Raw genomic sequence first — 12137 nt, 5'->3', positions numbered from 1 at the left:
AAGCCGGTCAGTGCTTGGCGTACTGGTTCATGTTCTCGGGCGTGACGAGCTCGAACGGCACGTTCACGTAACGGTCGACGGGCTGCTTCTTCGCGAGCTTGAGCGCGGCCGCGACGGCCTGCTCACCCTGCCCGGCCGCGTTCTGGTACACGGACACCTTCAGGTCGCCGCTCTTCATCGACGCGAGCCCGTCCGGCGTCGCGTCGATGCCGGCAACGACCGTCTTCGGCGTCCACTTGCGCGCCGCCTTCAACGCGTTGATCGCGCCGATCGCCATCTCGTCGTTGTTCGACACGATCGCGTCGAACTTCATCCCGGAGCTCAGCCAGTTCATCGTGATGTCCTGGCCCTGCGTGCGGCTCCACTTGCCTTCGCGCTTGTCGACGATCGTCATGCCGGAGCAGTCCTTCGTCGCGATCACGTCCTCGATGTCCTTGGTGCGCGCACGCGCCGACTCGTTGGACAGCTCGCCCATCAGCACGAGGATGCCGCCCTTGCCGCCGAGCAGCTTGCACACCTGGCGCGCCTGCAGCGTGCCCGACTGCTTTTCGTCGGACGCGACCACCGCGACGCCGGCCGGCAGCTTGTCGAAATCGACCGGCTTGCGGTTCACGTAGACGAGCGGAATCTTCGCCGCGGTCACCATCTTCGTGATCTTCGGCGTCGCGTCGGTGTCGACCGCGTTCACGATGATCGCGTCGACCTTCTGCGCGATCATGTTCTGGACCTGGCTCAACTGCTTGCCGACGTCGTTGCCGCCGTCCTCGATCTGCACGGTCGCGCCGTCCTTCTTCGCGGCATCGCTGATGCTGTTGCGCAGGATCGTCAGGAACGTGTCGTCGAACGATGCCATCGTCACGCCGATCTTCTCGGCATGCGCGAGCGGCATCGCCAGGATCGTGGCAGCCGCGGCGGCCATCAGCTTGGTCTTCATGATCACTCTGTCTCCTCATCTCCGGGGGGCGGAAAGCGGCGCGTTGCGCGCCGCCGGGCCGAGTCCGATACGGACTGAAGCATCCGGATGAAACTGTAGATCACTTCCTCGAGAATTTGGAAATTTATTTCTACGTGATTTCACCTAGGGAACTGGATTTCCAAAAAGTCTAGACTCCGTTCCGTAGCCCGACTCCTTGCGGCAGGCGATCCCGCGTCGCGCCGCACAGGTGACGCAGCACCGTCACTGGATCGGTCCCCTAATCTGCCGGCAGGGTCGACGTGCCGGCCGCGAGCGTGATACGTGATATGAGCCCGTTGAACTTTCCGCCTGACCGCCCCATCGATCTCGCCTGCCTCGGCCGCGTCGCCGTGGATCTTTACGCGCAGCAGTACGGCAGCCGCCTGGAGGACGCGCGCAGCTTCCAGATGTATCTCGGCGGCTCGTCGGGCAACGTCGCGTTCGGCGTCGCCCGGCTCGGGCTGAAGACCGCGATGATTTCGCGCGTCGGCGACGAGCAGATGGGCCGCTTCGTGCGCGAGACGCTCGAGCGCGAAGGCTGCGACACGAGCCAGCTGCAGACCGATCCGGAACGGCTGACCGCGCTGGTGCTGCTCGGGCTGAAGGATCGCGATACGTTCCCGCTGCTGTTCGTACGCGAGAACTGCGCGGACATGGCCGTGCGCGCCGACGAGATCCGCGAGGACTTCATCGCCGGCTGCCGCGCGCTCGCGATCACCGGCACCCATCTGTCGACGCCGGCCACGCGCGAGGCGTCGCTGACGGCATTGGCGTATGCGCGCCGCCACGGCGTCGTGCGGATCCTCGACATCGACTACCGGCCCGTGCTGTGGGGGCTGACCGCGCGCGGCGCCGGCGAGAACCGCTATGTGCCGGATGCGCAGGTCACGCGGCAATTGCAGCAGGTGCTCGGCGAATTCGACCTGCTGGTCGGCACCGAAGAGGAATTCCTGATCGCGGGCGGCGTGCCGCACGACCTGATCGCGTCGCTGCAGGCGGTGCGCCGCGCGAGCAGCGCCGCACTGGTGGTCAAGCGCGGCGCGCTCGGCTGCTGCGTGATCGAGGGCGACATCCCGGCGCGCATCGACGATGCGCCGACCTTCCACGGCGAACGCGTCGACGTGCTGAACGTGCTCGGCGCGGGCGATGCGTTCCTGTCGGGCCTGTTGTCCGGGCTGCTGCGCGGGCGCGACTGGGCCGAATCGACACGCATCGCGAATGCATGCGGCGCGATCGTCGTGTCGCGTCACGCATGCTCGGCCGCGATGCCGACGCCGGACGAGCTCGCTCACTGGTTCGGCGGCAGCCGCAATCCGCAGGTGGACGCCGATCGCACGCTCGCGCACCTGCATCGCGTGACGGTGCCGCGCCGCGAATGGAACGACCTGTGCGTGATGGCGTTCGACCATCGCAGCCAGTTCTACGAACTCGCGGTGCAGGCCGGCGCGGACGAAGCGCGGATCAAGACGCTCAAGCGCCTGCTCGTGCGCGCGGCCGAACAGGTCGAGCGCGATCGTCATATCGAAGGCCACGTCGGCGTGCTGATCGACGGCGGCGCCTACGGCAGCGACGCGCTCGCGTCGGCGACCGGGCGCGGCTGGTGGGTCGGCCGCCCGGTCGAGCTGCCCGGCTCGCGGCCGCTGTGTTTCGACGATACGCGCTCGGTCGGCTCGGCGCTCACGCACTGGCCGACCGAGCAGGTCGTGAAGTGCCTCGTCCACTACCACCCCGACGACGACGTCGACCTGCGCGTCGCGCAGGAGCAGCGTGTGATGGAGCTGTGGGAAGCGACGCGCGCGAGCGGCAACGAGTTGCTGCTGGAAATCATTCCGCCGCGCGCGGTCACGCCGGCCGGCACCGAGGACGACGCGGTGCTGCGCACGGTCGCGCGCTTCTACAACCTCGGCGTGAAGCCCGAGTGGTGGAAGCTCGCGCCGATGAGCGCCGACGGCTGGGCGCGGCTCGCCGCGCTGGTGGCCGAGCGCGACCCGCACTGCCGCGGCGCGGTGATCCTCGGGCTGAACCAGCCGCTGCAGTATCTCGTCGACAGCTTCCGTTCGGCGACCGACCCGATCGTCAAGGGCTTCATGGTCGGGCGCACGCTGTGGGCCGACGCGTCGCTCCAATGGCTCGCCGGCCAGATCGACGACCAGGCGCTGATCGACGAAGTCGCCGGCAATTTCGCGCAGCTTGTCGATGCGTGGCTCGGCCGCCGCGCCGCCGCGCGCGCGGCCGCAGCAGCCTGATGCCCGCGCCCGTGATGACCCACCGACTCTTCCTGATCGACAGACGATGACCACCACCGTAAGACTGACCGTCAGCCAGGCCCTCGTGCGCTACCTGGCCGCCCTGCGCGCCGAAGTCGTCCAGCCCGACGGCCGCACCGAGATCCTGCCGTACTGCGGCGGCGTGTTCGCGATCTTCGGCCACGGCAACGTGGCCGGGCTCGGCGAAGCGCTGCAGGCCGAACAGGACCGGCTGCCGACGTTCCGCGCGCACAACGAGCAAGGGATGGCGAACGCGGCCGTCGCGTTCGCGAAGGCCAACTTCCGCCAGCGGATGATGGCCGCGACGTCGAGCATCGGCCCCGGCGCGACCAACATGCTGACTTCCGCCGCGCTCGCGCACGTCGGCCGGCTGCCGCTGTTGCTGCTGCCCGGCGACGTGTTCGTGTCGCGGCTGCCCGACCCGGTGCTGCAGCAGGTCGAGGATTTCGAACAGGGCGACGTCAGCGCGAACGACTGCTTCCGGCCCGTCACGCGCTACTTCGACCGGATCACGTCGCCCGAGCAGTTGCTCGTCGCGCTGCCGCGCGCGATCCAGGTGATGACCGATCCCGCGCAGTGCGGCCCGGTGTGTCTCGCGCTGCCGCAGGACGTGCAGACCTTCGCCTACGACTGGCCCGAGGACTTCTTCGCGCCGCCGGTGATCCGGATGCGCCGGCCGCCGGCCGACGCGCTCGAACTCGCCGATGCCGTCGACGTGCTGAAGACCGCGAAGAAACCGCTGATCGTCGCCGGCGGCGGCGTGCTGTACAGCCACGCGTGGGACGCGCTGCGCGCGTTCGCCGACACGCACGGCGTGCCGGTCGCCGAGTCGCAGGCCGGCAAGGGCAGCCTCGCGTGGGATCACCCGCTGAACCTCGGGTCGATCGGCGTGACGGGCTCGCCTGCCGCGAACCGCGCGGCCGCGCAGGCCGACGTGGTGTTCGCGGTCGGCACGCGCCTGCAGGACTTCACGACCGGCTCGCACGCGCTGTTCGGCCGCGCGACGCTGCTGAGCCTGAACGTGCAGCCGTTCGATGCGGGCAAGAAGCGCGGCCGGCAATTGATCGCCGATGCGCGCACGGGCCTTGGCCAGCTGTCGGCCGCCCTCGCCGGCTGGCAGGCGGAACCGGCGTGGACGGCCGCGAACCGCGACCAGGCCGCCGCGTGGAACGCGCGCGTGACCGACCTGACGACACGCATCCCGACGGACACGCTGCCGTACGACGCGGAAGTGATCGGCGCGGTGCGCGATTCGGCCGTCGACGCCGGCCGCGACAGCGCGCGCGACGATCTCGTCGTGTGCGCGGCCGGCACGCTGCCGGCCGAACTGCACAAGCTGTGGCGCAGCGGCGTGCCGGGCAACTATCACATGGACTACGCGTATTCGTGCATGGGCTACGAAGTCGCGGGCGGCCTCGGCGCGAAGCTCGCGCGGCCCGAGCGCGAGGTGATCGTGATCGTCGGCGACGGCTCGTACATGATGCTCAACGCCGAACTTGCGACCTCCGTGATGCTCGGCCGCAAGATCATCGTCGTGATCCTCGACAACCGCGGCTACGGCTGCATCGAGCGGCTGCAGCTGAATTGCGGCGGCGCGAGCTTCAACAATATGCTCGACGACTGCGTGCCGGAAGGCGGCGAACGCTCGACGATCGACTTCGCGATGCACGCGCGCGCGATGGGCGCCGAAGCCGTGCACGTGCGCGACGTCGCCGAACTGCGCAGCGAGATGAAGCGCGCACGCGCGGCGAAGACGAGCCAGGTACTCGTGATCGACACGACGCACGCGCGCACGACCGAAGACGGCGGCGCGTGGTGGGAAGTCGCGGTGCCGCAGGTGTCCGCGCGCGCCGGCGTCGAACGCGCGCACCGGACGTATCTCGACGAAAAGACCCGGCAGCGGCGCTGACCCGTATCGCGCCGCCCTGCCCGCCTCGCCACCACACCATTCGACCCAAGGAAGCGCGTCATGAGCTGGAACGTTCGCATCGGTATCAATCCCCTGTCGTGGATGAACGACGACCTGCCGTCGCTCGGCGGCGAGACGCCGCTCGAGACGGCGCTGAAGGAAGGCGCCGAAATCGGCTACGCGGGCTTCGAGCTCGGCAACAAGTTTCCGAAGACGGGCCCCGAGCTGAAGGCGAAGCTCGCGGAATTCGGGCTCGTGTGCGTGTCGGGCTGGTATTCCGGATTCCTGGCGGAAGTCGGGCCGGGAATGAGCGACGACGCCGCGCTCGCCGCCGAGATCGAACGCTGCCGCGCGCACATGACGAAGCTGCAGTACAACGACGTGAAGGTGGTCGTGTACGGCGAATGCGCGGGCACGATCCAGGGCAGCATCGATACGCCGGTCGCGAAGCGGCCGCGCTTCGTCGACGACGACACGTGGCGGCGCTACGCGGCACGCCTGAACGCGTTCGGCGCGCATCTGCTCGATACGTACGGCATCAAGCTCGCCTACCATCATCACATGGGCGCGTACGTCGAATCGCCTGACGACGTCGACCGGCTGATGGCGCTGACCGACCCCGCGAAGGTGTTCCTGCTGTTCGACACGGGCCACGCGTATTTCGGCGGCGCGGCCGATCCGGTCGCGCTGCTGAAGAAGCACGTGTCGCGCGTCGTGCACGTGCACTGCAAGGACGTGCGTCCGCAGGTCGTCACGCAGGCGCGCAACGGCGGCTGGAGCTTCCTGAACGGCGTGATCAACGGCACCTTCACGGTGCCGGGCGACGGCGCGCTCGACTACGAAGCGACGCTGCGCACGCTGAAGGACGCCGGCTACGAAGGCTGGCTCGTCGTCGAGGCCGAGCAGGACCCGGCCGTCGCGCCGAGCTATCAGTATGCGAAGAAGGGTTACGAGTCGCTGCGCGCGATCGTCGACCGGTTGAGCGCGTGAGCCCCGTCACCCCCGCTGTCACCCCATTGCGGAGCCCCACTTCATGACGATTTCTCCCCTGCTGGTCAAAGCGTCGCCTGAGCGCGAAATCTGCAACGTCACGCCGGAATCGGCCGGCTGGAAGCATGTCGGCTTTCGCGCGCTGCGCCTCGCGGCCGGCGACACTGAAACGGTCGATACCGGCACGCGCGAGCTGTGCGTCGTCGTGCTCACCGGCACCGTGCGCGCCGAGGTCGACGGCGAGACCCACGATGCGCTCGGCAAGCGCGACAGCGTATTCGAAGAGGTGTCGCCCGACGCGCTGTACGTGCCGGGCGGCAAGACCGTCACGCTGGTCGCGACGCGCGATGCGGAAGTCGCGCTGTGCACCGCGCCTTACGCGAGCGGCGACAAGCGCGTGCAGCGCCTCGACGGCGAGCGGATGCGCCGCGCCGTGCGCGGGCAAGGCACCAACACGCGCTACGTATGCGACATCCTGATGGGCGACAACCCGGCGGCCGACCGGCTGCTCGTCGTCGAAGTGGTGACGCCCGCGAGCCATTCGAGCAGCTATCCGCCGCACAAGCACGATCGCGACGCGGCGCCCGACGAAACCTCGCTCGAGGAAACCTATTACCACCGGATCGATCCGCCGCAGGGCTTCGCGTTCCAGCGCGTGTACACAGACGATCGCAGCCTCGACGAAGCGTGCGCGGTCGAGAACCGCGACGTCGTGATGGTGCCGCGCGGCTATCACCCGGTGGTCGCGCCGCACGGCTACAACTTGTACTACCTGAACGTGATGGCCGGGCCGAGCCGCGCATGGGCGTTCAGGAACGATCCCGCGCATGAATGGATGCTCGATGCGGCACCCGGGCGCTGAAGCATCGGCATGCCGAGTTGTGCTGAAACGCTGAACGATCGACGGCCGGCGCGCGACGCAGCACACGCGCGCAAGCCGCTGTTGCGACGACCCGGAGCTGACATGGCAACGCCCTTCCCGCACATCCCGCCCCGGACTTCCGGCGACGGTCCGTCGGCCCCGAAGCTGCCGCGCTTCGATGCCGACGTCGCGCGCCGGCTCGGCGACATCGCGATCAACCTGGCGTCGCGACGCGGGCTGCCGATCGCGGTCGGCATCGTCGGCGCGGCGTCACCGCTCTTCTACTGCGCGCTCGACGGCAGCCGCGCAGGCGACAGCGACGCGATCCGCCGCCGGCAGAACACGGTGTTCCGTTTCGGTCTCAGTTCGCTCGAAGTCGGCGTGCGGTTTCACCGCGCCGGCTGGTCGCTGCAGTCGCAGGGATTGTCGGACGACGACTATGCGCTCGACGGCGGCGGCGTGCCGCTGCGGATTACCGGAGGCGGAATCGTCGGCGCGATGACGATCGCGGGGCTCGACGACGCACGCGATCATGCGCTCGTCGTCGAAAGCCTGCGATGGCACGTCGGCGCGAACGCGCTCGCGATGATCGCGTAGGCGCACACGCCGGCTCGCCGGATCAGCGCAGCCCGCCGCTCGCGACGATGCGCTCGCCGGTCAGCCAGCGCGCATCGTCCGAGGCGAGGAACACGGCGATCGACGCGATGTCGTCCGGTTCGCCGAGGCGGCCGAGCGGCGTCTCGCTGCGCACCTGCTTGTCGAGATCCGAACCGATGATGCCCGCGCTGTGCGTACCTTCGGTCACGACCATGCCCGGGTTGATCGCGTTCACGCGAATCTTGCGCGGGCCGAGTTCGAGCGCGAGCACGCCGGTGATCGCGTCGACCGCGCCCTTGGTGCCGCTGTACACGGCGCTCGCGGGCGGCGTGACGCTCGTCACCACCGAGCTGATGTTGATGATGCTCGCCCCTTCGCCGAGATGCTTGACGGCGGCCTGCGTCGTCAGCAGCACGCCGAACACGTTCGTGTCGAACTGCCGGCGATAGTGTTCTTCGGTGATCGCTTCGATCGGCGCGAATTCGTACACACCGGAATTGTTGACCAGCACGTCCAGACGGCCATAGGTGTCGATCGCGGTATCGACGATGCGCTGCGCGTCCGCTGCCTTCGACACGTCGCCGCCGACTGCGACCGCGCGGCCGCCCGCCTCGACGATCGCGCTCACGACCGCCTCCGCACCGGCCTTGCTGCTCGCGTAGTTGACGACGACCGACGCGCCTTCCGCGGCCAACGCCCGGGCGATCGCGGCGCCGATCCCCTTCGATGCGCCCGTGACGATCGCTACCTTGTTTGCCAACTTGCTCATGATTTCTTTCCTCAGTCGGAAGACCTTCGATGGATGGTCACCGGTTGCCGCCTTCGCGACGCACCGGCCATGCTGGCAATGTTGGCGATTCATGCCGCGGCGATAAAGCGGCTCGACACGAATTGACTGGCGGGATCTACCGAACAATCGGCGGGGCGGGCTCCGCCTGCGCTCAACCAGCGCTCAACCAGGCGCCGACGACATCGCTGCCGAGCCCGTCGAGCGCGCCGTCGTAGACGATCCGGCCGCGCCCCATCACGGCGACGCGCCGCGCAAGCCGCGGCGCAAGCTGCAACCGCTGCTCGATCAGCAGGATCGCGACACCGTCGGCCTGCAGCGCGGCGAGGCACGCGCCGACCTCGTCGACCGCGAGCGGTGCGAGCCCTTCGGCCGGCTCGTCGACGATCAGCACGCGCGGGCGGCCCGCGAGCGCGCGCACCAGCGCGAGCACCTGCTGTTCGCCGCCCGACAGGCGGCCGGCCTTCACGTCAGCACGCGCGGCCAGCAGCGGAAACCGCGCGAGCAGCCGTTCGAGCGCGTCACGCTCCGCCGCGCCGCTCGCGCCGCGCAACCCGAGCCGCAGGTTGTCGCGCACGCTCAGCAGCGGAAAGACGTCGCGGCTTTCGGCCACATAAGCGACGCCGCGCCGCGCAATCTCGAAGGTGCGCGCGCCCGCGCATTCGACCCCGGCGATATGCACCGAGCCCGCCGTCTGCACGAGCCCCATCACGGCTTTCGCGAGCGTCGAGCGCCCGGAGCCGTTGCGGCCGAGCAGCGCGAGCGTTTCGCCGGGCGCGAGCGCGAGATCGACACCGTCGAGTACGGGCTGCATCCCGTACCACGCACGCAAGCCACGAATATCGAGCAGCGCGCTCATGCGTGCTCCCCGAGATACGCGCGACGCACGGCCGGATCGGCGCGGATCGCGTCGGGCGCGCCGGTCGCGACCACCGTGCCGCGCACGAGCACCGTGATGCGCTCGGCGAAGCCGAACACCGCGTCCATGTCGTGCTCGATCATCAGCACCGTGCGGCCCTGCGTCGTCGCGCGGATCAGCGCGATCATCCGCGCCGCCTGTTCGCGGTTCATGCCGGCCGTCGGTTCGTCGAGCAGCAGCGTGCGCGCGCCGCTCGCGAGCGCGATGCCGAGATCGAGCGCGCGTTGCTCCGCATAGCCGAGCTCGCCGGCGGGCGTGTCGCGCCGCGCATCGAGACCGATGTCGTGCAGCACGCGCGCGGCCGCGAGATCGACCGACGCCGATTCGCGCAGCCGGTTCCACCAGCGCCGCCGCTCGGCCGGCGCATGCAGCGCGGCGCAGCGCAGGTTGTCGAACACGCTCAGCCGCGCGAACGCGCTCGTCTGCTGGAAACTGCGGCCGATGCCGAGGCGGCTGGCCGTGACCGGCCCGCGTCCGCGCAGCTCGACGCCGTGCAGCACGACGCGCCCGCGCGTCGGCCGCGTCGCGCCGGCGATCACGCCGAACAGCGTCGACTTGCCCGCGCCGTTCGGTCCGATCAGCGCATGACGCTCGCCGGCGGAGACGCTCAGTTCGACGCCGTCGAGCACCGTCTGCGCACCGAAGCGCTGCACGATGCCGTGGAGCGCGATCGCGTTGCCGTTCATCGCCGCTCCTCCCGCTGGCCGCCCCGCGCGCCGGCGCCGCCGTTCGCGAGCCGTGCGCGCCAGCCCCACAGCAGCATGCCGATGCCCGCCGCCGAGCACGCGACCGCCCAGCCGGCCGGCGCGTCGGCGCCCCACGCGCCGAACGCGATGCCGGCGGCGCCATCGTCCTGCGCGAAGCGCCACGCATAACCGAGCTCGGCCGCGCAGACGATCGCGACGCCCCAGAACACGCACGCGCCGACACCGCACAACATGCGCCAGCGCTCGACGGCCGGCGCGTCGCGGCGCAACGCGTGCGCGACATCCTGCGCGAGGCCCGCGATCCCGCGCGGCGCGGCGACGACGACCGCGACGAACAGCACGCCGAGATACAGCGCCCACGCACGCGATACGCCCGCGACGACGACGCTCAGCGCGGTCAGCACGGCCGCGCCGGCTGCCGGCCCGAAGAACGCGCCGGTGCCGCCGATCACCGCGGCGATCAGCACGGTCGCCGAACGCGCCATCGACACGCTGTCCTGCGTCGCGATTTCGACGTCGATCAGCGTCAGCGTGCCGGCGATGCCCGCGAAGAACGACGCGCAGGTGACCATCGCGAGCCGCACGCGACGCGGCTCGGTGCCGAGCGCGGCGACGCGCGCGGGGTTGTCGCGCACCGCGTTCGCGAGCCGCGCGAGCGGCGTGCGCGTCAGCGCATGCATCGCGATTGCCGACGCGATGCACCACGCGCCGATCACCGTATAGGCCTGCAGCGGCGCGCCGAAATTCCAGTTGCCCCACGGCGTGCCGCTCGCGCGGTCGATCGGCACGCCGCCGAGACCGCCGAACCACGCGGGCACGCTCCACGCGGCCGCCGCGACGCATTCGCCGAGGCCGAGCGTGATCATCGCGAACACGGTGCCCGCGCGGCGGGTCGCGAGCAGCCCCGCGACGAACCCGAAGCCCGCGCCGGCCACGCCGCCGACGAGCGGCAGCAGCGGCAACGGGCCGCCGAAACGATTGAACCAGTGCGCCGCCGCGAACGCGCCGAGGCCGGCGAACGCCGCATGGCCGAACGACAGCAGCCCGGTCGTGCCGAGCTGCAGGTTGTACGACAGCGCGAGCACGACGAGTGCGGTCGTCTGCGCGAGATAGCCGAGCAGCGCGCCATGCGGCCACAGCCACGCGGGCAGCATGACGCACGCGGCGAACGTCACCCAGCGCAGCGCGCCGGCAAGCGCGCGGCTATCCATCGACCCGCTCGCCGAACAATCCGCGCGGACGCGCGACCAGCACCGCGACGAGCAGCAGATACGGCACCAGCGGCGCGAGCTGTGCGATCGACACGGCGGCCACGCTGTCGGGCAGCGCGACGCCCGCCCAGTGCGCGAGCGCGCGCAGCGACGTGTCGCTGGACGCCGCGAAGGTCTGCGCGAACCCGACCGCGAGCGATGCGACGAACGCGCCGCCGAGCGAACCGAGCCCGCCGATCACGACGACCGCGAACACCACCGATCCGACCGTCTCGGCCAGCGCCGGCTCGATCACCGCGAGCGGCGCGCCGATCACGCCGGCCAGCGCCGCGAGCGCGGTGCCGGCGCCGAACAGGCCCGTCATCACGCGCGGCACGTCGTAGCCGAGCGCTTCGACGGCGTCGCGATGCGTGAGCGCGGCGCGCACGACGAGCCCGATGCGCGACGCGCGCAGCAACGCGCCGAGCGCGATCAGCATCGCCGTGGACATGCCCATCATGAACAACCGGTAGCGCGGCAGCGCGAGACCGAGCACGGTCACGGGCGCGCCGTCGAAGAGCGCCGGCACCGGCGCCGGCAGCGGCGCGAGGCCCCACAGCAGTTTCGCGCCTTCGCCGATCAGGTACGCGAGCCCGAAGGTCAGCAGCAGCTCGCTCGTATGCCCGCGCGCCTGGACACGGCGCAGCAGCGTGCGCTCGCAGCCGGCGCCCAGCAGCCCCACGGCGAGCGGCGCGAGCACGAGCGCCGGCCAGAAGCCCGCGCGCGCCGCGATGCTGTAGCCGACGTATGCGCCGAGCATGTAGAAGCTCGCATGCGCGAAGTTGAGCACGCCCTGCACGCTGAAGATCAGCGTGAGGCCGGCCGACAGCATGAACAGCAGCAACCCGTAACTGAGGCCGTTGAAGGCCTGGAGCGCGAACGCGTGCACCGCCG

General features: G+C 70.2%; 11 protein-coding genes. 5 read left to right on the top strand and 6 right to left on the bottom strand.

Annotated features, from left to right (window positions below; genetic code table 11):
• Nucleotides 1-7 precede the first annotated feature (7 nt).
• A complete protein-coding gene (locus tag BME24068_RS06945; protein ID WP_096506882.1) occupies nt 8-934 on the bottom strand; it encodes a sugar ABC transporter substrate-binding protein in 927 nt (308 codons plus the stop codon).
• Between the two features lie 308 nt (nt 935-1242).
• Here BME24068_RS06945 and BME24068_RS06940 point away from each other — a divergent pair, with 308 nt between their 5' ends.
• From BME24068_RS06940 to BME24068_RS06920, 5 genes are all read left to right on the top strand, one after another.
• Nucleotides 1243-3201: a bifunctional 5-dehydro-2-deoxygluconokinase/5-dehydro-2-deoxyphosphogluconate aldolase gene (locus tag BME24068_RS06940; RefSeq protein WP_174925564.1), complete on the top strand. Its 1959-nt coding sequence runs from the start codon at nt 1243-1245 to the stop codon at nt 3199-3201.
• A gap of 46 nt (nt 3202-3247) precedes the next feature.
• Complete coding sequence (gene iolD / locus BME24068_RS06935; RefSeq protein WP_174925563.1) at nt 3248-5131, top strand: 3D-(3,5/4)-trihydroxycyclohexane-1,2-dione acylhydrolase (decyclizing); 1884 nt, start codon at nt 3248-3250, stop codon at nt 5129-5131.
• A gap of 60 nt (nt 5132-5191) precedes the next feature.
• Nucleotides 5192-6121, top strand: coding sequence for a myo-inosose-2 dehydratase (gene iolE / locus BME24068_RS06930; protein WP_174925562.1), 930 nt, complete (start codon nt 5192-5194; stop codon nt 6119-6121).
• A gap of 43 nt (nt 6122-6164) precedes the next feature.
• On the top strand, nt 6165-6983 hold the full coding sequence (iolB, locus tag BME24068_RS06925) for a 5-deoxy-glucuronate isomerase (protein WP_174925561.1): 819 nt from the start codon (nt 6165-6167) through the stop codon (nt 6981-6983).
• A gap of 102 nt (nt 6984-7085) precedes the next feature.
• Nucleotides 7086-7580 carry a heme-degrading domain-containing protein gene (locus BME24068_RS06920; RefSeq protein WP_174925560.1) on the top strand — a complete coding sequence of 165 codons (495 nt, stop codon included), beginning with the start codon at nt 7086-7088 and terminating at the stop codon, nt 7578-7580.
• Between the two features lie 22 nt (nt 7581-7602).
• Here BME24068_RS06920 and BME24068_RS06915 read toward each other — a convergent pair whose 3' ends face one another.
• From BME24068_RS06915 to BME24068_RS06895, 5 genes are all read right to left on the bottom strand, one after another.
• Nucleotides 7603-8349, bottom strand: a complete 747-nt coding sequence (locus BME24068_RS06915; RefSeq protein ID WP_096506888.1) for a glucose 1-dehydrogenase — start codon at nt 8347-8349, stop codon at nt 7603-7605.
• Nucleotides 8350-8521: 172 nt separating this feature from the next.
• Nucleotides 8522-9226 (bottom strand): ABC transporter ATP-binding protein, encoded by a 705-nt coding sequence (locus tag BME24068_RS06910; protein WP_174925559.1) that lies wholly within the window; start codon nt 9224-9226, stop codon nt 8522-8524.
• Nucleotides 9223-9972, bottom strand: a complete 750-nt coding sequence (locus BME24068_RS06905) for an ABC transporter ATP-binding protein (RefSeq protein WP_174925558.1) — start codon at nt 9970-9972, stop codon at nt 9223-9225. The genes BME24068_RS06910 and BME24068_RS06905 overlap by 4 nt, the downstream gene beginning before the upstream one ends.
• Nucleotides 9969-11204, bottom strand: coding sequence for a branched-chain amino acid ABC transporter permease (locus BME24068_RS06900; protein WP_174925557.1), 1236 nt, complete (start codon nt 11202-11204; stop codon nt 9969-9971). Before BME24068_RS06900 ends, BME24068_RS06905 begins: the two co-directional genes overlap by 4 nt.
• Nucleotides 11197-12132, bottom strand: coding sequence for a branched-chain amino acid ABC transporter permease (locus BME24068_RS06895; RefSeq protein WP_174925556.1), 936 nt, complete (start codon nt 12130-12132; stop codon nt 11197-11199). The genes BME24068_RS06900 and BME24068_RS06895 overlap by 8 nt, the downstream gene beginning before the upstream one ends.
• Between the last annotated feature and the right edge of the window lie 5 nt (nt 12133-12137).

It is taken from the genome of Burkholderia anthina (assembly GCF_902498995.1).
Lineage (GTDB): Bacteria > Pseudomonadota > Gammaproteobacteria > Burkholderiales > Burkholderiaceae > Burkholderia > Burkholderia anthina.
This window is presented reverse-complemented; position numbering and strand designations above follow the sequence as displayed.

Coding starts and splice junctions, on each gene's coding strand:
- BME24068_RS06910 (WP_174925559.1), bottom strand. CDS start 9,226: ATGAGCGCGCTGCTCGATATTCGTGGCTTGCGTGCGTGGTACGGGATG.
- BME24068_RS06920 (WP_174925560.1), top strand. CDS start 7,086: ATGGCAACGCCCTTCCCGCACATCCCGCCCCGGACTTCCGGCGACGGT.
- iolB (WP_174925561.1), top strand. CDS start 6,165: ATGACGATTTCTCCCCTGCTGGTCAAAGCGTCGCCTGAGCGCGAAATC.
- BME24068_RS06940 (WP_174925564.1), top strand. CDS start 1,243: ATGAGCCCGTTGAACTTTCCGCCTGACCGCCCCATCGATCTCGCCTGC.
- iolE (WP_174925562.1), top strand. CDS start 5,192: ATGAGCTGGAACGTTCGCATCGGTATCAATCCCCTGTCGTGGATGAAC.
- BME24068_RS06900 (WP_174925557.1), bottom strand. CDS start 11,204: ATGGATAGCCGCGCGCTTGCCGGCGCGCTGCGCTGGGTGACGTTCGCC.
- BME24068_RS06905 (WP_174925558.1), bottom strand. CDS start 9,972: ATGAACGGCAACGCGATCGCGCTCCACGGCATCGTGCAGCGCTTCGGT.
- BME24068_RS06945 (WP_096506882.1), bottom strand. CDS start 934: ATGAAGACCAAGCTGATGGCCGCCGCGGCTGCCACGATCCTGGCGATG.
- iolD (WP_174925563.1), top strand. CDS start 3,248: ATGACCACCACCGTAAGACTGACCGTCAGCCAGGCCCTCGTGCGCTAC.
- BME24068_RS06915 (WP_096506888.1), bottom strand. CDS start 8,349: ATGAGCAAGTTGGCAAACAAGGTAGCGATCGTCACGGGCGCATCGAAG.